23 protein-coding genes are annotated in these 24,037 nt (G+C 42.2%); 10 read left to right on the top strand and 13 right to left on the bottom strand.

Annotated features, from left to right (window positions below; translation table 11 throughout):
- Window positions 1-101: 101 nt before the first annotated feature.
- The 6 genes from CK503_RS06500 to CK503_RS06475 form a co-directional block, all read right to left on the bottom strand.
- Window positions 102-2,288, bottom strand: a complete 2,187-nt coding sequence (locus CK503_RS06500; RefSeq protein ID WP_095605986.1) for a PAS domain S-box protein — start codon at window positions 2,286-2,288, stop codon at window positions 102-104.
- A gap of 109 nt (window positions 2,289-2,397) precedes the next feature.
- Window positions 2,398-2,787, bottom strand: a complete 390-nt coding sequence (locus CK503_RS06495; RefSeq protein WP_095605985.1) for a response regulator — start codon at window positions 2,785-2,787, stop codon at window positions 2,398-2,400.
- A 164-nt stretch (window positions 2,788-2,951) separates the two neighbouring features.
- Entirely contained in the window at window positions 2,952-3,605 is a 654-nt protein-coding gene (locus CK503_RS06490; protein WP_095605984.1) for a response regulator, read from the bottom strand.
- Window positions 3,598-6,804, bottom strand: coding sequence for a PAS domain-containing sensor histidine kinase (locus tag CK503_RS06485; protein WP_095605983.1), 3,207 nt, complete (start codon window positions 6,802-6,804; stop codon window positions 3,598-3,600). Before CK503_RS06485 ends, CK503_RS06490 begins: the two co-directional genes overlap by 8 nt.
- Window positions 6,805-7,006: 202 nt before the next feature.
- Window positions 7,007-7,210, bottom strand: a complete 204-nt coding sequence (locus CK503_RS06480) for a YgaP family membrane protein (protein ID WP_095605982.1) — start codon at window positions 7,208-7,210, stop codon at window positions 7,007-7,009.
- Between the two features lie 37 nt (window positions 7,211-7,247).
- Entirely contained in the window at window positions 7,248-8,051 is an 804-nt protein-coding gene (locus CK503_RS06475; RefSeq protein ID WP_217988356.1) for a GntR family transcriptional regulator, read from the bottom strand.
- A gap of 247 nt (window positions 8,052-8,298) precedes the next feature.
- On the opposite strand from CK503_RS06475, the gene CK503_RS06470 reads away from it, so the two are divergent.
- The 9 genes from CK503_RS06470 (at window position 8,299) to CK503_RS06430 (ending at window position 16,963) form a co-directional block, all read left to right on the top strand.
- Complete coding sequence (locus CK503_RS06470) at window positions 8,299-8,685, top strand: DUF302 domain-containing protein (RefSeq protein WP_095606182.1); 387 nt, start codon at window positions 8,299-8,301, stop codon at window positions 8,683-8,685.
- Between the two features lie 85 nt (window positions 8,686-8,770).
- Window positions 8,771-10,123 (top strand): TolC family protein, encoded by a 1,353-nt coding sequence (locus tag CK503_RS06465; protein ID WP_176466234.1) that lies wholly within the window; start codon window positions 8,771-8,773, stop codon window positions 10,121-10,123.
- A gap of 38 nt (window positions 10,124-10,161) precedes the next feature.
- Window positions 10,162-11,256, top strand: coding sequence for an efflux RND transporter periplasmic adaptor subunit (locus tag CK503_RS06460; protein ID WP_095605979.1), 1,095 nt, complete (start codon window positions 10,162-10,164; stop codon window positions 11,254-11,256).
- 25 nt (window positions 11,257-11,281) lie between these two features.
- Entirely contained in the window at window positions 11,282-14,506 is a 3,225-nt protein-coding gene (locus tag CK503_RS06455) for an efflux RND transporter permease subunit (protein WP_095605978.1), read from the top strand.
- 76 nt (window positions 14,507-14,582) lie between these two features.
- The gene (locus CK503_RS06450; protein ID WP_095605977.1) at window positions 14,583-14,894 is read left to right on the top strand and encodes a hypothetical protein; all 312 of its coding nucleotides are present in this window, start codon (window positions 14,583-14,585) and stop codon (window positions 14,892-14,894) included.
- Window positions 14,895-14,930: 36 nt separating this feature from the next.
- On the top strand, window positions 14,931-15,188 hold the full coding sequence (locus CK503_RS06445) for a YgaP family membrane protein (protein WP_217988355.1): 258 nt from the start codon (window positions 14,931-14,933) through the stop codon (window positions 15,186-15,188).
- Window positions 15,189-15,372: 184 nt separating this feature from the next.
- Entirely contained in the window at window positions 15,373-16,131 is a 759-nt protein-coding gene (locus CK503_RS06440; protein ID WP_095606180.1) for a sulfite exporter TauE/SafE family protein, read from the top strand.
- Window positions 16,132-16,153: 22 nt separating this feature from the next.
- Entirely contained in the window at window positions 16,154-16,540 is a 387-nt protein-coding gene (locus tag CK503_RS06435) for a rhodanese-like domain-containing protein (protein WP_217988354.1), read from the top strand.
- Between the two features lie 27 nt (window positions 16,541-16,567).
- Window positions 16,568-16,963 (top strand): rhodanese-like domain-containing protein, encoded by a 396-nt coding sequence (locus CK503_RS06430; RefSeq protein ID WP_217988353.1) that lies wholly within the window; start codon window positions 16,568-16,570, stop codon window positions 16,961-16,963.
- An 84-nt stretch (window positions 16,964-17,047) separates the two neighbouring features.
- On the opposite strand, the gene CK503_RS06425 is transcribed toward CK503_RS06430, so the two are convergent.
- Window positions 17,048-17,668 carry a class I SAM-dependent methyltransferase gene (locus tag CK503_RS06425; RefSeq protein WP_095605976.1) on the bottom strand — a complete coding sequence of 207 codons (621 nt, stop codon included), beginning with the start codon at window positions 17,666-17,668 and terminating at the stop codon, window positions 17,048-17,050.
- Between the two features lie 129 nt (window positions 17,669-17,797).
- On the opposite strand from CK503_RS06425, the gene CK503_RS06420 reads away from it, so the two are divergent.
- Entirely contained in the window at window positions 17,798-18,256 is a 459-nt protein-coding gene (locus CK503_RS06420) for a methyltransferase family protein (RefSeq protein ID WP_095605975.1), read from the top strand.
- 43 nt (window positions 18,257-18,299) lie between these two features.
- Here CK503_RS06420 and CK503_RS06415 read toward each other — a convergent pair whose 3' ends face one another.
- The 6 genes from CK503_RS06415 to CK503_RS06385 form a co-directional block, all read right to left on the bottom strand.
- Window positions 18,300-18,914 (bottom strand): TlpA family protein disulfide reductase, encoded by a 615-nt coding sequence (locus CK503_RS06415; protein WP_095605974.1) that lies wholly within the window; start codon window positions 18,912-18,914, stop codon window positions 18,300-18,302.
- Between the two features lie 48 nt (window positions 18,915-18,962).
- Window positions 18,963-20,777, bottom strand: coding sequence for a protein-disulfide reductase DsbD family protein (locus CK503_RS06410; protein WP_095605973.1), 1,815 nt, complete (start codon window positions 20,775-20,777; stop codon window positions 18,963-18,965).
- 35 nt (window positions 20,778-20,812) lie between these two features.
- A complete protein-coding gene (locus tag CK503_RS06405; RefSeq protein ID WP_095605972.1) occupies window positions 20,813-21,385 on the bottom strand; it encodes a TlpA family protein disulfide reductase in 573 nt (190 codons plus the stop codon).
- Between the two features lie 17 nt (window positions 21,386-21,402).
- A complete protein-coding gene (locus CK503_RS06400; RefSeq protein WP_095605971.1) occupies window positions 21,403-21,645 on the bottom strand; it encodes a hypothetical protein in 243 nt (80 codons plus the stop codon).
- A gap of 98 nt (window positions 21,646-21,743) precedes the next feature.
- A complete protein-coding gene (locus CK503_RS06395) occupies window positions 21,744-22,130 on the bottom strand; it encodes a hypothetical protein (protein ID WP_095605970.1) in 387 nt (128 codons plus the stop codon).
- A gap of 330 nt (window positions 22,131-22,460) precedes the next feature.
- Window positions 22,461-23,918 carry an alkaline phosphatase gene (locus CK503_RS06385; RefSeq protein WP_095605968.1) on the bottom strand — a complete coding sequence of 486 codons (1,458 nt, stop codon included), beginning with the start codon at window positions 23,916-23,918 and terminating at the stop codon, window positions 22,461-22,463.
- Window positions 23,919-24,037: the final 119 nt, after the last annotated feature.

Below are 24,037 nucleotides of genomic sequence, written 5' to 3'. Positions count from 1 at the left end.
CAGACCTTTGGTCAGGCCTGCCTTTAAACACAATGGGGATTGTGTTCGCCGTTGAAATTGACCGTGGATCAGAAAAGATCCACGGTCCTATAGGAAACTTGCTATTCGGCCACTTCAAGATACTCACTTGCCGGGCTGGATCCGCTTTCTTTAGTAAAAAAGAACTCAAACTTTTGATAATCGCTGTCTGAATTTGGCCAAATAAGCGTTCCTCCAAGCTGTTTAGCCAATGTTTCTATCAGGATATTGTGCAGTGAGCTATTGTTTTTAACCTCATCGGGACAGTTTACAATTCGATCTCCCTCAACAATAAGATGCACTTTATTGCCGAATTCGCGTAGCTGAATATCTATAGAAGAACTTTTTTCTTTATCAGTGAAACTGAATATGAGGGATAGTATTTCATTTAATAATAGTCCGCTGGGAATAGACTGATTAATGCTTAGGGAGAGTTCTTGTGTAGGGATATTAATCTGTAGTATGTTGTTAGTATCCCGTTGGTTTTGAATCATCCGGGTATTTACCAACTCTTGTATAAAGTTTGTAAAAGGAATATTCGTAAGATTACCATTTTGATAGAGTACCTCATGGATGGAGGCGATGGTCATAATACGATTCTTAATATTCTTCAATTCCTCTTCCAACTTGTCATTGTTAGCGTCAAAAAGCTGCAGTTCTACAAGACTGGTAATAAGGGCCAGGTTATTTTTTACCCGGTGATGCAGTTCCGAGAGAAGTGCTTCTTTTTCACACAACGCTTCTTTTATTTTTTCGCGGTAATTGTGTTGGGTAGATACATCTACATAGATACCATAGATGGCAATAATATCGTCCTCTAAGGTAACGGGAACGCTACCGATTAAAACCGGAACTTCTTTTCCGTCTTTATTGACTCGAATTGTTTCTGTTTGCAGGCTTTCTCCTTTTTGTGTGGCCAGAGAAATGGCTTCTGCTTCGCTCTGTTTTTCTTCGGTAGCTAAGAGGGAATTAATGTTTTGCCCTTTAGCTTCATCTTTGGTATATCCAAAAATCTCTTCAAAACTGTTGTTAACTTTTTGGATGTTATCGTCGTTATCAACAATTGTGATGCCCACCGGTGAATTATCAAAAAGCTGTTCGAGCATAATTTGGTTTTTACGATTTTCGCGCTCAATTTTTTTACGTTCGGTAATATCAATGGCGGTAGCTACAATATACACTTTGCCATCTTCCACAAATCGCTTGGCAAAAATAGAATACTCTTTTAGTTGCCCTTTTTTGGAAATTAATTTTGTTTCAACTGATATTTCTCCCTCTTCAATACAGCGTTCAATCTGTTTTTGAGCCTTTTCTTTATATTTGTCAATAATAAAATCGCTTGCTTTTTTCTGGGCCAGCTCTTCGGCATTGTAACCCAGCTTCGTTACCATATTTTCATTCCAGCGAATGAAGCTCCCATTCCTATCCATTACAAAAAATACACCCGGAATACTGTTCAGGGCAGATTCGGTAAATTGCTTGGTTTGGAATAGGTCGCGCTCAACTTCCTTACGTCGGCTGATATCATGGAAGGACAGAATAGATCGTAATTTGCCATCCGGATTGCGATAGGTTCGTGAAGTTGCTTCTGTAGGGATGGTATTGCCCTGCTTATTAATAAAATCAAGTTCCAGTGAATAAGTCCCCGATTTTTCTTGCTGTTTAACAGCCTCTTTATATCTTGGATCTTCAACATCTATAACCGTATCCAGCGAAAGTTCAACAAGCTCATCCTGATCCCATCCCAAAATATTACTGGCCGTTTGGTTTGCTTCTAAGATATTACCCTCGCTATCAGTGATAAAAATACCGTCAATGCTCTGTTCAAATTTTACTTCAAATCGGTCCTCACTTTCCTGTTTCTCATATTTTGCTTTCATCGAGGCGGTGATATCCTCGTGCATCATCACAAAATACGAATGATCATCGCTGCACGGACGAATGGTTAAGTTAAACCAAAAAGAATTGGTATCTGTTTTTAAAGGATAGGTAAGAGTGAAGGAGGTTTTATCCTGATTTAGAACTTTCTTTAATCCTAATAAAAATTTAAGAGCATAGTCGTCCCCCATCTCGATAGCTCGTTGTAAGACATTAAAATAATTCACGCCACTATCTGCCCTTTTAATGAGAGCAGATTCGTCATTGAACCGGTTCCACGCTTCGTTGTAATCTACAACGGTGCCGCTGTCATCAACAATTGCCACATGGGCAAGCAGGCTATCGAGGAAGGTGGTATCTAAATTAATATCGGAAAAACTTGAATTAGTCATAGTCTTTTTGGGTTAATGAGATTATGAGAGCATAAAATCATCAATTGTATAAGACCGGGAAACAGGTTAAAAGCCTATATTTTTAGTAACGCAAAAAGCGTAGCAATTATTAGGTAGATTCTGTTATAATGCACTTCGTCCCTGAGGCAACTTTTTGTACAGCTTCAATGAGCTTGTCTTCTGATACATCGTTTCGGATATATCCTATAGCCCCAGCAGTAATCATCGGCTTTATTAGTTCTTTGTTAAGATATGAATGAACAACGAGGAGTGGAGTGTCGGGAAACTGGTCACATATTTTGGAAACTACTTCTGTAGAAGCTTGGTTAAAATCCTCAATATTGGCAACCAGGAGGTCAAATTCAGCTTTTATCTCTTTTGAATTACCCAGATTATCTAAATCAGAATAAAGCTGAATCGACCAGTCTTCTATTAATTGAAGCATCGTTTTTATAGTAGTGGTAATAGAAGACTTTTCACCAACGAGTAATATTTGCATGCCGTTGTGTTAGTTAGATGATATATCTTAACCTACTATTTTTAACATAGGTTTGATATAACTTGAAAAGCCTATTTTGGTGATAGGTAAAAAAGCCTATGAGTAGAAGAGTCACATCTATTTGAAAGGAAATGGAATAAATAAAGTGTGCGAGAGGGCGGAATTTATTCGATATCCACCAAGTCATATTTAATGGCATAAGTAACGAGTCCGGCTGTATTTTTGGCGCCCGTTTTTTGTAGCAAATTCCGGCGGTGGGCATCTACTGTACGGGTACTTATATATAGCTCTTCTGCAATTTCTTGATTAGTATATTGTTCTACAATCAGTTCGAGCACTTCTTTTTCTCGTTTAGTAATATTTCCGGGATCGGAGTTATCTTTTTGATTGGTGCCCTTTACAATATCCATCATTACACTTTGGGTCGCGTCATCACTAAAATAGTGTTTGCCATCCAAGATAGTAGTAATCGCATCGACAAGTTCCATTTTATCGGAACTCTTCAGGATATAGCCCGAGGCACCGGCTTCAATCATTTCACGAATATGTTGATCCTCGTCCATCATAGTAAGCGCTAATATTTTTATTTCGGGAAATGATTCTTTAATTGTTTCGGTGGCCTCAATGCCATTCATCTCCGGCATGTTGATATCCATGATAATCAGGTCGATATCGTGATTTTTGCATGCCTCGATTGCTTCTTTCCCATTTTCAGCTTCAGCTGTGATGGTAAATCCTACATCATCTTCCAGCAGCATCTTTATCCCGTCGCGGACAATATCGTGGTCATCCGCTAATAATATTTTGATATCAGCCATGATCCGTATTATTAGATTTTAGGTTACTAACTCCTGGGATGATGATGATCGTTTCCATCCCTTTGCCGGGCTCTGAATTAATATCAAGGGATCCTTTCAGGCTGTTAACTCGTGTTTTTATACTCTGCAATCCCAAGCCAGCTTCATCATCTTTTTCATCCAGCTGTGCCCCAATCCCATTGTCTTTGATCATTAGTTTAAGTGAATCATCTTTCAGTTGCAATGTAATATCTATTTGGGTGCATTCAGAGTGGCGAATAGCGTTGGTAATTATCTCCTGAAAAATACGGTATATATTAACCTCAGCCTGATCCTTAAGTTTCAGATCATGGCAATTATGGTCGAAATGAAGCGAAATATCTGTGCTTTTTTTAAATTCGTTGATGAGGTTTTCAATTGCTGCAAGAAGACCGTAATCCGCAATAGCTTTGGGCATTAAGTTATGGGCAATACTACGAGTCTCAGAAAGAGCATTTTTAAGCAGCGATACCCCGGTTTCAAACTGATTCTGGCGTTTTTTGTTTAATTTTTCAATATCTATTTTGGCTGATTGCAGGTTCATACTGGCCGCTACCAGGTATTGTCCAAGTCCGTCGTGTAGCTCGTGAGCAATCCGTTTTCGTTCTCGGTCTTCCCCTTCAATTACAGATTGGATGATCTTTTCCTGCATTTGTTTTTGCTTGGTAATATCATTGATTAGCACCAGCCGGTAATTTTTGTCTTTGTCATATTTAACATCGGCAGCAGAAAGTTCAACAGTGATTTCTGTTCCGTCCTTTTTTAAGTGGACCCATTCTTCTGAATACGATGCACTCCCCACATTTTCTTTTACATTCTGTTTTAATGCTTTGGAATCTTTTTCAGGGCGAATATCTAATAATGTCATGTTCAAATATTCTTCTTCCGTGTAACCGTAGTGGTCGATAGCAGCTTGGTTTACTTCTACAAATTCTAACGTCTCCGGATTATAAATCCACATGGGTTCGGGATTATTTTCAAACAGATGCCGATATTTTTTCTCTGATTCGCGGAGCTTCTGTTCAGCTTCAATGCGTTCGGTAATATTATTTAAGGTACCCACCATACGTATCGCCTTATCGTTGTCATCTCTAATAATTATTCCCTGATCAATAATGTGGGCTATAGACCCATTGGCCAGCTTAAACCGATATTGTTCTTGCCAAAATTTGTCTTCTCCTTGTAAGGCTTTTTTCAAACTTTCAGTAGCCCGGGTCCTGTCCTCTGGATGGATATGGTCGCTCCAAGATGAAAGATCATCAGCCAGTTTACTTCTGTCATAGCCAAAATGGTCTTCAAAACCTTTACTCCACCAGATGGTATTGTCGGTCAGGTCAAGATCCCAGATAACATCACTGGTTGTTTGTGCAACCAGTTGAAAACGTTGTTTTTCTTTTTTTAGTTCTTCTTCCAGCTTTTTTTGTTTAGTGACATCAATGACGGTTGAAATCATTAAGTTTTGTTCATGAAGAGGAATGGCTTTATTATTGACGATTTTATCTTTCCCATCTTGTGTAGTAATCGGAACTCCTTTCCAGCTCATGCGTTCGGTTTGTCCACTTTGCAAATCTTGCATGACCTGATTCCTTATTTTTTGGCGGAATTCATCATGAGGATAGACGTGTTCAAAAAAGCTATCTACGTCTTTAAGTATCTCTCTGGGCCATCCATAGATTTCCTCAAATTGTTTATTCATGATGGTGACTTTCCCATCATCAATAGAATTGACAGCTACACCAATAGGTAAATTTTGAATCGTATTTTCAATAAAGGTATTTCGCTGCTTAAGTTTTTGTTCATAATACTTACGGTGGGTGATATCCTGAACAATACCCAACAATTTTACAACTTCACCCTTATCATTTTCTTTGGGTACTATTATTACTCGTACAAACTTCTTATTGCCTTTGTCAGTTTGTACTTGCAGGTCAATATCATGGGACTCTTTCTTCTTAAGAGCTCCTTCAACGGCTTTATTGTGTTTTTTGCTGTCAGCTCCATAGTAATTTGTTTGGATTTCATCATAGGAAGGAGGTCCCAATTCTGGGTTGCGTTCAAAGATTTCAAACATCGTTGGCGACCAACTTATCTTCTCGGTTTTGGTATTGAATTCCCAGTCGCCAATATTCCCAATTTTCTGGGATCGCAGTAACCGTTCTTGTTGCTTTTTAAGTTCTTTTTCTTTGTTTTTCCGCTCCGTGATATCTCGGATAACGCTGATGGCTTTGCTGACGTTTCCATCTTCGTCATATACCAGTGTAACCGTATGATCGGAATGAAAGACTGTACCGTCTTTCATTTGCATCTGGTATTCAGTTTGAAAAACACCTTTCTTGTTGAGGACTTCAGCACCGATCTCATCAAATTTCTGATACCTTTCATCATCGATATGGAGTAAGCTTGTTGGCCTGCCGATAAGCTCATCTTGGCTGTAGCCGAATATTTTTTCTGTGGCACTGTTGCAGTCAACGATGGTACGGTTTTTAGGATCTACAACAATGAGGCTTGATTCCAGACTCTCGAAAATCTTTTTAAGTAATTTGCGTGATTCCCGAACTTTTGTCTGCGAGGCCTTGATATCGGTCATATCAAGGCCAATACCGACTGAAGTGTTATCAGTAAGACGTACGTTGGTCCATGAGATAGGTATTTCTTCTCCCGATTTTGTAGTTGTGTCAATCTCCTTCCACCCAACACCGGGACTATTCATAAAGTCAACAACTTTTTCGCGTGTCTCCAAGTCAGGATAGCAGGCTTCCAGCAAGTTGATGCGGTCCTGCTCAATTTCTTTACTTGACCACCCGGTTACCTTTTCGAATTCTTTGTTGACTTCAAATACCTCCAAGTCGGGATCATAGATGGTGATCAGAACTGGTATCTGTTCAAATAAAACATCTTTAAGCTCTTTTTCGGACTGTACTTCTTTTAGCAGGTTTTCGAGCTTCCGTTCTTTTCTTTGAAGCTGCTGGTCGTGTTTTTGTATCAGCCAATATAAGCCGGCACCCGTAAGTAAGACGTAAAACCAGCCTTTGTAGGTTTGTAGTATGGAAAGGGCTTGAGCGTCAGTAACCAATGATTCAAGCAGTCGATCGGTAAAGGCAATCCAGAGTGCAGCAACGATAAGATAAACGACCGTTATTCTGAGTGGAGAAAGTGATATGTGCTGATCGTTACTTGCCATAATTCCAAAGGTCTTACACAATGGGTTACTTCACGCTGTAGATAAACAGTGTAAGAGATTTTTTTATAACATTTTAGCTTAATTTGTTGAGGTAAGGACAGGAACGTTTCATTATTATGAATAAAAGAAGAAAGGGATATAAAATAAATAAGGCGACCATCAAAGGTCGCCTTATAGGTTTAAATATGATGTACCGTAAAAATTACTTCTGTTTTCGGGTTGAAAGTCCAAACGGCATATAGAGGGGACAGGTACTTATCAGGCTGGTACCTAAAAAGATAATTGCAAATACACCAAGTATTATAGCCGTAGTACCCGAAATAACATCAGTGAAGTACAATATTCCGACTATAATAGCGATAAGTGTTCTGGTTAATCGGTCGATAGTGCCCATGTTCTTTTTCATAATTTATACCTCATGAGTTGTTAGGGGAAGTCTGATTCTATTTATTTTCTCTAAAAACGGGAACCATTTCTTTAAAGGGTAGATTGTCGTTACTACTTGTATTCTTAGATGATCGTCGTTCCGCCATGATCTCAAAAACCATTTTATCATTGCGGTAGTAGCGCTGCTGATAGTACACCGGCTTTTCACCGATGGTGTACGAAATACGGTTCATCAACAGTAACGGCGTATGTGGTTCAACCTGTAAATGCTTAGAAAGTTTTTCATCGGCAGCTGATGCTTCAAAACGATAGCACCCTTTCTCTATGGGGATGTCAAATTCGTCTTCCAAAATCTGGAAAATGGTTGTTTGTTCCAGGTCATATCCCTCTATAAGCTGCCCGTAAAAGATGGGCATCCAGGTAATATCGTAGGCGATAGGTTCGCCGTCTCCCAAACGCACGCGTTCCAGTCGCACGGCAATCGTTTTGTTTTCGATATCCAGGTACGAAAGTAAATCTCTGCGATCAGCGATGTCAACCTGGTCAAATGAAATTAGTTTTGAGCTCGCTTCCATGCCCGACCCTTCGAGCTCTTCAGAAAAGTCGTTAAGAATAGAAAATGACTGGTGTGTACGCTGATCGGTAACAAATGAGCCCAGCCCCTGACAACGATAGATAAGCTGTTCATTTTCAAGGGTTTGCAGGGCCCGTCGAACGGTTACACGACTCACACCAAATTTTTGGCTTAACTCATTTTCCGAGGGCAACTTTTCGTCGGATGTTAACGCCCCGCTCTCAATTTCCTGTTTCAGCCAGTCGCTGATCTGCTTGTGCAGTGGTATGCCTTCCTTTAAATCCATAGTCATTTCGTTGTTAGTCATATTTACCATAAGCTAAATAAAAATATACTTAAATCAAATACCTGTTAATACAAGTTTATTAACATGTATTATTTATAATTGCTTCGAATGCACATCATAAATGCTATATAGGCCGATATAGAGAAAGCATATCAACATTATCGAATATATGTATTTACTTGTATTGACAACTATAGTTTCTGTCCCTATATTCATGCATGACAAAAACAATCAAACCAACAGTATTATGAAATACTTTTACTCTGCAACAACCGATCAATCATTCGACGAAGCTATTGAAACGGTAACGGCCCTACTCAAATATGAAGGGTTTGGGGTGCTGACTGAAATTGATGTTACCGATACGCTGAAAAAGAAGCTGGACGTGGATTTTAAAAAGTATCGAATACTGGGCGCATGTAATCCAGAGTTTGCTCACAAGGCACTTATAGCAGAGGATAAAATAGGAGTAATGCTGCCTTGCAATGTTATTGTTGAAGAGCACGAGGACGGACAGGTTGAAGTTTCAGCCGTAGATCCAGTGGCTTCGATGCAAGCGGTTGAGAGTGACGAGTTGCATCCCATTGCGGATGAGGTTCGATCAAAATTGCAAAAAGTAATTGATCAGCTGTAAACCCGGATTTTAAAAAATATTCTCTGAAGTGCTCAGGGATAGAAACTATTAAATAAGATGGAATACAATGCGAACTATTAACAAGATGACAAACAAAATATTAGTGCTGTTGGCCGGGGTAATGGTGTTTTCATTTCAGCCGATACTGGCACAGTCTAATGCTACTGATACGACGGATGTTCGGGAGATGAGCCTGCAAGAGGCCCTTGCTATTACGGAAGAGGCCAGTTTCGAAATTCGGATGGCCGAGGCCGATATGGAGAAAACTCGCTCACAGTTTCGGCAAACCAATGCCGCGTTTTTGCCGCAGCTTTCGATAGAGGAGACGGGCGTTTCAACAAATGATCCGCTGAATGTTTTTGGCTTTAAATTAAAGCAGGAAGCGGTGACGCAGGCCGATTTTAATCCAACACGGTTAAATGATCCCGATGCCTACGATAATTTTACGACTACCTTTAAGGCGCAGCAGCCTCTGTTTAATGCGGATGCCATTTTTCAGCGCCGAGCGGTAAAAAATCAGTTGGAAGCGGCAAAAAAGAAGATGGAGGGAACCATTAAGCATGTCCGCTACAAAGTGAAAGACACCTATTATCAGCTTCAATTAATGGAGAAGCAGGACGAAGTGATCACCCAATCACTGGAGGTGGCGCAGGAGAATGAGCGTCAGGCCAAGAACTATTACGAGCAGAATATGATCAACAAGGCCGATTACCTGGCGGCGAAGGTGCGTGTGCTGGAGTTAAAAAGTCGGCAGTCAAAAGTTCGTGACCAGCGAAAGACCGTGCAGGATAATTTCCGCTACCTTCTGAATATCAAAGAGGATATTGCCATTGAGGCTACGGACAGCCTGCAGATGCGTCCCGGCATTTCGGATGAGATGATTGATGCTGAAAACTCAACCAATGCCAAATTGCAGGCTATGAAGTACCGGCTGTCGGCCGCAAAAGAGATGCAGCGTTCCTCAAAGTTCAACTTCATTCCCAGTATAAATCTGTTTGGCAGCTACGAATTTAATGATGAGGTGCCGTTCGGTACGCAGGGTGACAGTTATATGATAGGCGCAACGCTCAAGTGGGATCTTTTTAAAGGATTTGAAAATGTGGGCAAGGTAATGGAATCGAAAGCTCAGTATAAAAAAGCAGAGCTGGCATACGAAAGCAGTCTGTTCAAAAACAAGATGGAAATACAACAGGCACAGCGCTCACTTGACCAGGCTCAGGAACAGCTTCAGTTTGCTAAAGCATCAGTGGAGCAGGCCGAAGAAGATTTTCGCATCCGGAATAATCGCTATGAGCAGGGCATGGAAAAAATGACTGATCTACTGCAAGCCGAAACCAAGTTGCTCCAAAGTAAACTGCAGAGACTCAATGCGCTCTATCAATACAATTTAAGTGTAGCAACACTGGAGTTGCTGCTTGAGCGCGAAATGCCCTACTAATTTTCTCATAAGATTTTAACAACAAAACAAATAGAACAATGAAATATAGCATCATGAACATATCAGGAAGATTATTATCTGCACTTGCAGTGCTAATGTTGGTGGGGATCTCGTGCAGCTCTTCTGAAAGTGAGCAGCCCACAGATGATCAGCCCGTAACGGTAGATACGCAAACTGCAGAATACGTGCAGGGAACGGCATCACACCGTTTTTCAGGGACAGTAAGCAGTGATCGTACGATCAACATGAGTACCAAAGTAATGGGACGTATTGCCCAGCTGGATCTTGAAGAAGGAGATTACGTTAGCAAAGGTGACGTGTTAATTCAGATTAAAGATGATAATCTGCAGGCGCAGAAAAACCAGGTTGAATCAAGGCTGATTGAAGCCAAAGCCGCACTGAATAATACGAAGACCAATTATAACCGTATTATGAATTTGCATGAGCAGGAAAGTGCTACGCAAAAGGAGCTGGACGATATTTCCACGCAGTACGAGATGGCCAAGGCTAAAGTACAAACGCTGGAGAGCAAGCTACAGGAAGTGGAAGATATGCTTGAGTACACCAGATTAACGGCACCTTTCAATGGATATGTAGTCTCAAAGATGGCTTCCGAAGGGGATATGGCCTCACCGGGACAGCCTATTATTGCGCTTGAGCAGGAGGGTATCATGAAAGTAAAGATCACCGTTCCGGAGAGCAATATTTCGTTGTTTAATTATGATGATACTGTTTCGGTGGATATAAAAGCCGCTGGTTTTAACGATGGTATTGGAGTGGTTCAAAATATTAATCAGGCTGGTAATCGAGGTAGCCGACAGTTTGCTGTTGAGGTGATGCTGCCAGAGCTGGAAAAGAATGCAGGTATAAAGTCGGGCATGTTTGCGCAGGTAGGATTGGTAACGGAGAGTGATCGTTCGATTGTCGTACCCAAATCTGCCATCATTGAGCGCGGACAGTTGACCGGTTTATACACGCTGAATGATGATTCCGAAATTGTGCTTCGCTGGGTTCGCCTTGGCGATGAAAGTGCCGGTGGGATAGAGGTCTTATCGGGTTTGTCGGAAGGGGAATCGTATGTGGCTTCGGTTGATCAGCCGCTACGCGAAGGTCGCAAAGTAAATACGCAGTAAATAGAAATTATTTAGATATACCATTATGAAGACTGGAATTGCAGGAAAAATAGCGCAAGGGTTTATCGACTCGAAGTTGACGCCTTTGCTGATGATTGTGTTTCTGGCGCTGGGATTTTACGGAACCTATCTGACACCGCGCGAAGAAGAGCCGCAAATTGATGTACCGATGGCCGATATTTTTGTCGGTTATCCCGGGGCAACGCCCGAGGAGGTAGAAAAGAATATTGCGATCCCCCTCGAGAAAGTACTCTCCAATATTGAAGGGGTCGAATATGTCTATTCTACTTCTATGCCCGACCAGGCGATGGTTTCTGCCCGCTTCTATGTTGGCGAAGATGTAGAGCGCAGTTTGGTTCGGCTCTATAATGAGATCATGAAGAACATGGATCGGTTTCCCGAGGGGGCGACCCAACCCATGGTGAAAACCCGCTCCATCGATGACGTCCCGATCATGACGTTGACGTTATGGAGTGATAAATACAGTGATTTTGATTTGCGTCGCGTGGCCGATGAGATGGCCTTGGAGATTAAGCAGGTCGAGGATGTGGCGCAGACCGATATCCACGGCGGGCGTGCCCGACAGGTTTCAGTAAATCTGGACAAGAATAAAATGTCCTCTTACGGCATTGATCCAATGCAGGTGGTCGGGCAAATACAGGCGGCCAATCAAGAACTTTCGTCCGGATCATTCAGCAGTAACGATACTGAGTACTTGGTGGATACCGGAGACTTTTTTAAATCCGCCGAAGATGTACGGAACGTTGTTGTAGATGTGCAGAATGGAGATCCTATTTATTTACACAGCATTGCTGAGATCCGTGACGGGCCGGAGGAACCCTCGGAATATGCATCGTACGGGGTTGGCCATCAAAAAGCTCAACAGTCCGGTCTAAATGCGGGTGAATCGTATCCCGCGGTCACTATTTCGGTAGCCAAGCGTTCGGGCGCCGATGCAATGGCGATTGCCGAACAGATCCAACGAAAAGTAGATAAGCTTGATGGCAGTTTAATTCCGGCCGATATAAATGTTACGACTACTCGAAATTATGGAGAGACCGCATCAGCCAAGGTAATTTCACTCCTTGAGCACTTGCTGGTTGCTATTTTGGCCGTGACGTTTGTTGTGGCTTTGGCCCTCGGTTGGCGTGGCGGATTGGTTGTATTTCTTTCGGTACCGGTGACTTTTGCGCTTACTCTGTTTCTGTACTACATGTTAGGATATACCCTGAACCGGATTACGCTCTTTGCACTGGTTTTTGTGACGGGTATTGTGGTTGACGACTCGATTATTATTGCCGAGAACATGCACAGGCACTTTAAGATGAAGAAACTCCCGCTTAAGCAGGCGGCCATCGCCTCGATTAGTGAGGTTGGAAACCCGACAATTCTGGCCACGTTTACCGTAATTTCAGCGGTATTGCCGATGGCTTTTGTATCGGGATTGATGGGACCTTACATGAGTCCTATGCCGATAGGCGCTTCGTTGGCGATGATTTTCTCGCTGATTGTTGCTCTCGTTATTACTCCGTGGTTGGCCTACATTTTACTGCCGCACGGTAATACAGAAAAGGATGAAAATGGAGAGGACAAAGAGTATGACCTTAAAGAAACGTTCATTTACAAATGGTATGAGCGTACAATGAATCCGCTGCTTGAAAGTATCTCAAAACGCTGGTTGTTTATCGGTGGAGTAACAGTTCTGCTGCTTGCTTCTATGTTGTTGTTCGTCTTTCGAATGGTAGAGGTAAAAATGTTACCGTTTGATAATAAGAATGAGGTACAGCTTATCATTGATATGCCGGAAGGCACTACGCTGGAGCGGACTAATGCCGTAGCACGAGAAGTGGGGTTGAGCCTGAAAGATGTGCCTGAGATTAAGGACTACCAAATCTATGCCGGTGATAATGCCCCGATCAACTTTAACGGTCTTGTAAGGCACTATGACTTGCGAAAAGGTCCCAACGTGGCAGATATCCAGCTGAACTTGATTGATAAAGGGGAGCGGAGCGATCAAAGTCATGCTATTGCCAAACGGTTGCGTCCCATGGTTCAAAAGGTGGGCGAAAAATATGACGCCAACGTCAAAGTTGTTGAGGTACCGCCCGGACCTCCAGTACAGTCTACGATTGTGGCTGAGGTTTACGGTCCCGATACCGATGAGCGTAAGCGGGTCGGTCATAAAGTGAAGGACATTTTCGAGAAAACGGCAGGGATCGTCGATGTTGATTGGATGGTTGAAGCTCCCCAGACAAAGTACAAGCTGGATGTGAATACCGAAAAGGCGATGATGTCGGGTATTTCATCCAAGCAAGTGGTACAAACTGTAACTATGGCACTGAGTGGTAAGGATGTATCACGCCTTTACAGTGAAAAAGAATTGAACGATGTACCCATCACGGTGAAGTTACCAAAGGCTGATCGTTCTGATATCGAAAAGCTCAAGCAATTGCACATGAAATCGGCATCAGGAGCGATGATCCCTGTTGCTGATTTGGTAACCGTGACTGAGGATACCCTTGAATCGAGTATTCACCGCAAAAATCAGCGGCGTGTAACCTATGTACTGGCTGAGGTAGCCGGAGAAATTGAAAGTCCGGTCTATGCCTTGCTCGATACGGGTGATGAGATCGATAATATTGAAATGTCCAAAGGTTATAACCTCTCACAGATATTTGCAGGTCAGCCGTTTATGACAGACGATTATACCCTTAAATGGGATGGTGAATGGCAAATTACCTACGAGGTGTTCCGAGATCTTGGAATTGCCTTTGCCGTGGTGCTGGTGATTATCTATATGCTGATCATCGGGTGGTTCCAGGATTTCAAAGTGCCCATCATTATGATGATTGCGATTCCGCTTTCGTTGATTGGTATTCTCGTGGGTCATTGGGTGCTGGGTGCCTTCTTTACGGCCACATCCATGATCGGAATGATTGCCCTGGCCGGTATTATGGTGCGAAACTCCGTTTTACTTATCGACTTTATCAACATACGGCTTGACGACGGGGAACCGCTTAAGCAGGCGGTCATTGAGGCCGGGGCCGTGCGAAGTATGCCTATTTTATTGACGGCAGGTACCGTGGTTATTGGTGCAGTAGTAATACTGTTTGATCCGATATTCCAGGGACTGGCAATCTCGCTGATGGGCGGTGCGGTAGCATCTACAGCATTAACGCTGGTAATGATACCGCTGATCTACTTTATGGTTGAAAATAAAGTAAAGAAGCTCAAAGGAGAGCAAACGTAAGGTTAAGCAGGTATCACGGCCGGGGTTTGGAATAGTGAGCCCGGTCGTGATTATCAATAATTAAAAACATCATATTATGAAGTTACTAATCATACTAAGTATCGAAGAGTACACCGATGACGTTCGCAAAATTTTAGCACGGCAGAAAGTTCCTATTTACAGCGAAACCAATGTGCATGGTTTTAGAACCGAAGAGTATCAGCCGGATATCTCGAACTGGTTTGCAAAGGATGATCACGGAGTATATTCCACATTGTTCTTTTCAATACAAGACGAAGAATGTGTCAAGCGAGTTATGGAGGAAGTGAAAATCTATAATAAAGAAACAGGAGCTGAGAAACAGAATCCGCTGCATGCATATTCATTAAGTGTTGAAGAATCAGCATAACAAAGAATTAATATCAATAATCAACAAAGCAATATTATGAGTGATCAAAACGCAAGTTGTTCAACAATGCGGCCCATGGAGCGTGCCATACGTATGCTGGCCGGTACCATTGTAACCGTAAGTTTAGCGTTGGGGTATTTCGTGAGTCCCTACTGGTTTCTGTTAACGCTGTTTGTCGGACTCAATTTATTTCAGTCATCTTTTACAAGGTGGTGCCTGGCAGAACAGATTTTTGCCAAGCTGGGTATCGGTGTGGAAGATAATTCTCAAAGTGGTGCTAAAGCCAAAAACTAACACATAAAACGATTTGGGTAAGGGGCTGTAACAGAAGCAGATTCAGTGCTATAAGAAGAAGAATTTGCCATGAACAAGCAGGAGATTAACCATAATGTTAGCACTTCTGCTTTTGATAGATCCCCTAACCTGCGGATGGTCGGTTGATAGCCGACCATCCGAATTTATTGTATATTTACCCGTTATGATTTTAGCATGGATTGGGGCTTTACTGGTTGGATTATCATTAGGTTTGCTTGGATCCGGCGGATCTATACTTACCGTACCTGTATTAATCTACCTTGCCGGTGAACAGGAAAAGGTAGCGATAGCTGAATCGCTGGGAATAGTCGGAGCTATTAGCTTAGCCGGTTTTATTCCATGCGCCCTTAAGAAGCAGGTCCACTGGCGTAGTGTAGTATTGTTTGGATTACCCGGTATGGCAGGAACCTATTTAGGGGCCATTTCTGCGGGATATGTTTCGGCTACTTTTCAGTTACTACTTTTTGCCGCAGTAATGTTGGTGGCAGCTGTCATGATGTTTCGGGATAAAACGCACTTGATGCTTGATGGGGAGCATGAAATTAACCACGCCTGGTGGAAAATAGCGATTGAGGGTCTGTTCGTTGGAATATTAACAGGACTGGTAGGTGTAGGTGGTGGATTTTTAATTGTCCCGGCGTTGGTGCTCCTTAGTGGTCTGCCCATGGGGTTAGCGGTGGGAACAAGTTTATTTATTATCGCACTTAAAAGTTTTAGTGGTTTTTATAAATACTTAGAGGTATTGCAAGAGTTGGGCCTCTCTGTAAACTGGGAGCTTGTTATTATCTTTAGTTTAATCGGGGCTGCCGGCAGTTTAATCGGAAATAAAGTGAGTGATAAGATTTCGAACGCAAAGCTCAAAAAGGGGTTTGCAATATTTCTTATTGTGATGGGTGTCTATATCATTTATATGAATATTTAATATCGAACTGAAAATCGTGACGATGGATACATTAACAATAATAATACTAATTGCTGTTGCAGTAGCTCTTTTTTATCTCAATAAACTTAGAAACGTTAAAAACATGATCCCCCCACAGAAATTCAAAGAACTGTTGCAAGAAGGGCCGGGCGTTATTATTGACGTGCGAACAAAGAATGAATTTAATAGCGCTCATCTAGAGCAAACGGACTATAACTTCGATATATCTTCCTCTGATTTTGAACAGAAGATCAAAAAGTTAGATAAAGATAAAAACTATTTTTTGTATTGTAGGACGGGAGCGCGCAGCGGACGTGCATCACAGGTTATGAAACGAAAAGGCTTTGAAAATGTGTATAATGTAGGTGGGTTAGAGAGTCTTATAAATGCCGGATTTGAAAAGGAATAACAAATTTTAAAATAAAGGAATATTATAATGAAACGTTTATTTATCCTTGGATTGGTAGCAGTAATGACGCTTTTTGTAGGACAGGCTTGCGCACAAACCGAAGCTGACAATACGCGAATAAGTGCGGAGCAATTTCAGGAAAAAGTTGATGAGACTCCGGGTGTAGTTATTGATGTACGTACTCAGGAGGAATATAATCAGGGACATTTAGCAATGGTTGATGACCATTTGGATTTATTGAATGGAGATTTTGAGGCTTCCCTGGATTCACTAAATAAAGAAAAAACTTACTACCTGTACTGCCGAACGGGTAATCGCAGTGGTCAGGCTGTTGAGTTGATGAAGGAAAACGGCTTCAAGAATGTCTATAATATCGGTGGGTTTCAGGATTTGGTAAATGCGGGGATAGAGAGCAGTAAATAGAATGTTAAGTCCGGGAACTTGTACCTGAATTTATCTCGTGACTATGCTTTGCGCAGTCACGATATTTCGTTGCTACTGTTCTAATTATCCTTTGGACTTCATAGCCAAAATTCGAATAACGTTGGCTGTCCCTTCGTGATGGTTGCCCTCTTTAAGTTCAATTTCTATGGAGCCGGCATGTTTTATTTGAAGATTATCAAAATCTTCAAGCAACTCGTCTAAGTTATAAAGCATATCTATATCTTGCGGTCCGCCAGAATCGTTGCCGAGTTGCTCTTTTGAAAAAGCTTCCAGTATTAGATGCCCGCCCGGTTTTAATCCTGTAATGAGTTTACGATGAGTTTCACGCCGTTTAGATTTGTGCAAGTGGGTATAGATCAGGGCTACGGCATCATATTGCTTATTGGTAATGTCAAAATCTTCAAAATTACTTAGATAGTAATTAACTGTAACATGATTACGTTTTGCCAATTCCAACGCTTTCTTACGACCCTTTTCACTGATATCAAAGGCGTCAACTTTCCATCCTTCTCGCACTGCATAAATAGCATTTCGGCCTTCTCCCTCGGCCGGTAATAGAAGCCAACCGGGTTCAAGCTCGTCAATTTTGTCCTTAAAAAAGCGATTTGGTTGCGTGCCGTAAATATAATTGCCGCTTGAATAACGATCGTCCCAGAATTGTTTGGCCTCTTGTGCAGTCCGCATGGTTACTGGTATTGTGAGGTTGAAAATACGTGTTTAGTATTTACTCTTATCTTAATAATTGAACAGCATAGGTCTAAATATTATTCTATTTTGCATTACTAACGGCTCACTTAAAGTATAGATAAGCTTATGAAATTAGCGCTCAAAATACCACCGGCTGTTGTGACCCTGATTATTGCCGCGGTCATGTGGTGGATTGGCAATAACCTTGATTTTAGCCGGGTGATTTTTGATCCCCTGCTATGGGTTAGTTTTATCTTTTTAGGGATTGGAGGTGGGATTGGTCTGTTGGGGCTGGTTGCATTTTACAAAGCGTCAACCTCCATTGATCCCCATAAACCAAAGAAAGCAAGTAATCTTGTTACAAATGGTATTTATAGTATCTCGCGAAATCCCATGTATTTGGGGCTATTGATGATTTTGATCGGATATGGATTTTATCTTGGTAATATATTGGTGTTCATTATGATTCCACTGTTTGTGGGATATATGAATCGCTTCCAGATTATTCCCGAGGAAAGGGTGATGGAAGAAAAGTTTGATGACGAGTTTCACAGGTATAAATCAGAGGTTCGTCGCTGGTTCTAATCAGGATGGGGTGCTTTCCAAGAAATTTTCTCCATCTGATGATTTATTTATCAGCTAATTCTATCATCCATCGCGCAAAATTTGCCGAGCTGTAATCGGCAATACCTTCTTTTTTATAGGTGACTTTCCCTTCCTTTGAGAGTATGTACGTGGTCGGCAAATACTCACTTCGAAACTCAGCGGGTAGCCCCGAAGCCGGAAAATAATAAGGCATTGGAAAGTCTTTTCCCTCCATGAAATCGACTGCTTTTTGAGAGTTTTCATCCATGGAAAGTAAAATAAAATTTATGTTTTCGTGGCTGTTTACATTCTCGTAAAGGGTTTCAATTGTCGGCATTTCGGCCACACACGGTGGGCACCACGAAGCCCATACATTTACGAATACCACATCCCCACGAAACTCACTCAGCGAAATAGTTTCTCCATCGGTGGTTTGCATGGCAAATTGGTAGTCTGAATCCGATAGCATGGGGCCGTCAGTGGTAGCAATTTCGGATGTATCGGCATCAAAAAAGCCGGTCCAGAGCATGGCCCGTTGCATAGTGCCAAGCACCTCGGTATGCAGGCCGGTTGCATATAAAGTAGCTCCAACTGCGACTATAACCCCCCACTCGATGAGGCTTCGTTTCCAGCTGTTTTGTTTCTTTTTATTACTCATAACTGATTATGTTAATATTGTTTCGGAATGAGGCTAAGTTAACGTAGTCTACTGTTGTTTGGCCGTTTCAACTTTTTTGAGGAAGTCCTCCGGTCCAAGAAAGCCGACTACGCGCGCCTCGCGGATTTCATTTCCTTCCGAATCTAAAAACATCACAGTCGGTACTCCGGCGATATCATACTGTTTTCTAAGTTTTTCCGCCCGTTCAGAATCGTAGCGTGTAAGATCAACCTTCATCCGAAGGAAGTCCTCAGTGCTTGCAATGACTTCCTCATCTACATAAGTCTGTCGCTCCAGCTCAATGCAGGGGATGCACCAGTCGGCATAAAAGTCGAGGATGACCGGTTTGTCTGTTTCCTCAATTAAATCTGCATCATATTCTTGCCACTTAATACCTTCCTTTTGCAGGTTTTGGAATAGAAGGAAGGCGCCGATGAGTGCAGCAATACCGGTAGCATATTTGAACCACCGGAAAAATTTCTTGTCGTTGGCAGAGCGTTCCAGGAATCCAAGGTAAATACCACCGGCAAATAGCGTTGCCAATACCGAGTACATGGTATACTGTGGGAAAAATGCCAGGGCTAAGTAAAAGAGGGCTACACCCACCAACACAACGCCAAACAGCTTTTTGACCCAGACCATCCATACCCCGGATTTAGGCATTTTGTTGAGATATCCGCTGAAAGTACCGAGGAAGAGGTATGGAATTCCGAGTCCGAGCGCCATCACGAAGAAAACAAAAAATCCAAATACAGGACTGCCCTGAGCGCCGACAAAAGCAAGCAGCGCAATAACGGGCGGGCCAATACACGGCGCGGCAAAAACACCTACCAGTAAACCAGATAAAAAGTGACCGATATAGCCGGTAGTTTGCTGCGTTTTACCGAGCTTTTGCATCATCCAGGCCGGAGGTTGCAGCTCATAAAGACCAAACATGCTGAGCGAAAGCAGCAGGATGAGAACGCCGATACCTCCGAGAACCCAGGGACTCTGCATCCAACTACCGAAAAGATCGCCGGTATAGGCAGCTATCACTCCCAGCACGCTATACATCGAAACGATACCAAGTACATAGACCAATGCGCGAGAAAATGTACGGGCTGTTGAGGTAGTTTTCTTATCTGATGTACCGCCAAAAAGGGAAATAGTTACCGACATCATGGGGTACACACAAGGAGTTAAATTAAGTGCAAGTCCGATCAAGAAAATACTTAAAAAAGCCCAAATGGCTCCTTGCTCACTAAACATCGAAGCAATTTCATTAGCACTACCTTGCGAAACCGCCCCTTGGTTAGACTCGAGATCACTAAAAAGATCGGTGTTGGCCGGAATGTTCTCTTCACCTACGGTAAACGGAAATTCGAGTTCAACATCGTTTGGAGGCAGACAAACCTCGTCGCTGCAGGCCTGGATCGTAAATTCACCTTTAAGCGAATAAGTACCCTTCTCCAGATTACTACTGCTTTTTGCTTTTAAAAGTACATGCGATGTTCCTTCATAGACATCCAGAATTTCTTCTGCAAAGTTGAATTTCTTCTGCAGTGGTTTGGGGTACTGAATCTCTGAAACAATAGCCCGGTCACTGCTTTCCATCTTCAGCTCTACGCCTATCAGGTAATCGAGCGGGGGATTGTGTGCATTCAAGTGCCATCCGTCGTCGATATCCATGGCGATGGCAAACGCTACTTCTGATCCCGCCGTGACGGTTTCTTGGCCGGGAATCACCTCAACTGAAACTTTATCAATTGTGCCGCCCGAACCGCCCGGATTTCCAAATGATTGAGCCTGTAAAAGAGCAGGAAAAAAGGTAAGGGCAACGAGAAGAAAAGTAGTAAGTAGTTGTCTGATTGTTTTAAACTTCATAGGGTAAATAGGTTTTAACCGGTATTTAAATAGAATTATCTATTAGCCAACTTTTCAAGTATAGGCTGTAGTTTTTCTTTCGTAACCATTCCGGGCGCTACATATTCTACTTGTCCCTTTTTGTTGATTATAAACGTTGTTGGGATTGCCCGAATAGGTCCATACTCGTTTGATATGCTACCGTTATCGACCATGATAGGATAATTGATATCCAGATCATTGGCAAAGGGACGAACGGCATCCCAGCCTTCTTCATCAACAGAAATACCGGCAAAAAGTACTCCGTCATCTTTCATTTTTTTGTGGAGCTCAATAAAGTCGGGGATTTCTTTGCGGCAAGGTGCACACCACGTTGCCCAAAAGTTGAGAACGATAACTTTTCCTCGTTGATCGGATAAAGTAAAGGAGGTACCCTCCATTGTTTCAAGGGTGAAATCGGGAGCCTCTTTAAATTCCTGTTGGGATGAGTTCTGGGGGCTGGCTGTTTGTTCTGCGGATGATTGTGCGTTATCAGCAGAGGCCTGTTCGTCTGGGGTGCCGCATGCAATTAGTGAAAAAGCTAATGGAATAATGAAAAATATATGTGTTGAAAATCGAGAGAAATTCATAATCAGTAATACAATAGTTAGTTGGAAATTCCTTTTGCCTCGAAGGCAGGTTGTTCAGACTGTGCTCGTTTTGAAATATCCGGAATGGGAACCTCACAGGCTGCTCGGCCGCTTATGGTTGAGGGATCAATCATTTTTCGGGAATTAACGATTGCAGCATTTTCCTGTTGTTCGCTGAGTAAATCATAGCCGGCAATACCGAGCAGTATAGCTACTGCAAGTAATGGGATTAGCTTTTTATGTTGTTTTAAATACGTCATAGTTAAGGTTGATCTTAAAGATACAGGGATAATATCTATCCAGCTGGATGTGTTCTTTTGAAAAATTTATCGAAAAGGGGCTGGAAAGCCAGAAAGGATCAACCGAGCCGAGGAGGGTCGGGCTCTTGAAATACAAATATTAGAGAGGAGCGTACGGCATTATAAAAGCCAATATTTATTGGTTGTTCTCCGGGGCTGAAAGAAAAATTGTTTTTTGTGGGAAGAATATTCAGCAGAGAATTACAGCTCGTAATAGTTTTGGGCTGTGCGTCATCGGCATTCGATTTAGACACGTTTTTAAAAAGTGAGTCAATGTCTCCGGAAGGATTTGCAATGCTTCCGTTGGTAAGTTGTTGACAAAGCGTTTTTGAACCTGATTCAGAACTGCCAATATTACCCAATTGGGCAATATTTTGCTGGGATATAGCACTGCCAACAGCAAAAATAAGCACAAAAAAGAAAATATGCTTTATGGCGTTAATCATTTGGCAGTTTGTTGTTTAGATACCGATAAAATTAATTATAAAGGTATTAAAGATGCTGCTCTTTACCTATTGATAATTGATGTCACCATAGCTTATTATAACACAGATAGATTTAAATTATTTTACAAAATTCTAATTCCACAATTACCGGAAAAGTTACTTTTAGGTTATCAGATATAATATAATTCCTAAAATGGCGACCTACGCATTTGATTCTATTCATTATAGCATCATTTTTAATATGAGAGGTGTAGCAACCTCGGATAAAAGATGCGAAGGATCTTTTGAAGATATTTAATGTGAAACTATTAGTTATAGCTAACCTTTTTCTTATGCTATCGCCATATTTGCATTCACTCCGGCAGCATTTACCATAAGATCAAAAAGTTCGGTATTGCGCGTAAAATGATCCAGGTTTTCTATACCCGGGCCCAATGCAGCAAGTTCTACATAATCGCTTGTGTGACCTCCACTGGTAAAACTAACGCTGGTATAATTAGCTAAAATAGATCCGAGAACGCTGGACGGATAGTTTTTGATATCGTAAATAGTTTCCAGGTTTCCGTTGAGGGCCTTTCGCAGTGTCTGGGCTTCTTCTTTTTCGATGCCCAATTGCGTAGCGTATTCGACACGCTCACGAATGTCTGCAACGGAGCTATTTTCATCCAATTCGGATAAGATCCAGTTGTTTGAGTGTCGAAAATCCTGAAGGCGATCAAAAAATGGGCCGGAATCATTATAGCCATCACCGGCGGCGTTAAGAGCTGGATTAGCATTTCCGTGATCAGTAGTGATGATAAGCAGCGTATCATCTCGTTGATCCACAAAATCGAGCGCAACTTTAACGGCGTCGTCAAATGCAACCTGGTCGTAGAGCATCCCTGCAGCATCATTGGTGTGAGCTCCGTGATCGACACGTCCGCCTTCGACCTGTAAAATAAAACCGTTTTGATTCTCGAGGTGCTGCAGAGCTTTATCCGTCATTTCGGCTAAGTTAGGGATATTTTTCTGATGTTCATCAATTGTTTGATGATCAATGGTATAAGGGAGGTGGCTATCATAAAAGAGCCCTAATAACCGACTATCTACAGAAGCTTCGCTAAGTTCTTGCTTGGTACGGGCAATGGTGTAGTTCTTGTCAGAAAATTTTGAAATCAAATCTTGTCCGTCATCACGGCTATCGGCCTTGAAATGTCGTGCACCGCCGCCCAGCATTAAGTCATATTCCCGCTGCAGGTATTTTTTGGCAATCTGATCTTCTTTACCGCGGGAATCGATACTGACTGAAAATCCAGCAGGTGTAGCATGGGTGATGCGTGTAGTTGTTACCAGTCCTGTTTTCTTGCCGGCATCCTTAAAAATTTGGTTAATGGGTTTATATTCCTCGCCATTCGGTCCTGTATTTACAGCTTGGTTATTGATACGATGACCGCATCCCCACGAGGAAGCAGCTGCAGCAGAACCCGTTACCGGAGAATTGAGGGAGGCCATATCCATTATTCCGCGATGGAACTTCCGGTCAGAGTTGTAGAGATCAACCCAGTGACTGAGATTTCCGAACTGCCTCCTTTTGATCAGATCGCCCATATTGAATGTGCCTGCGCTCATGCCGTCGCTGACCATGAAAATTACATTTTTAGCTTCTCCTCTATCCTGGAAGCTTTGACTGTTCGTGTCGCACCCACCCAGCATAAAGGTGCCAAGTCCCAAACTTGAAAGAGCACTGGATTTTAAAAACTGGCGCCGAGAGATGCCGTTTCGAGAACTGCTGTTATCAGAGTTTGACATAATTTATTCTTTTGACTGTGTATTTTTGCTGCGCGTTTAAAGTAAAAAATGAAAACCAAAGTTGTTTTAAAACAATGTTATTTTTTTCGGGTTGACTTTATTTGGTTTTGAGGCGGTTG

It is taken from the genome of Fodinibius salipaludis, from assembly GCF_002287075.1.
GTDB classification, from domain to species: domain Bacteria; phylum Bacteroidota; class Rhodothermia; order Balneolales; family Balneolaceae; genus Fodinibius; species Fodinibius salipaludis.
Note: the sequence above shows the minus strand (reverse complement) of the source record. Positions and strands in the feature narration are given on the sequence as shown.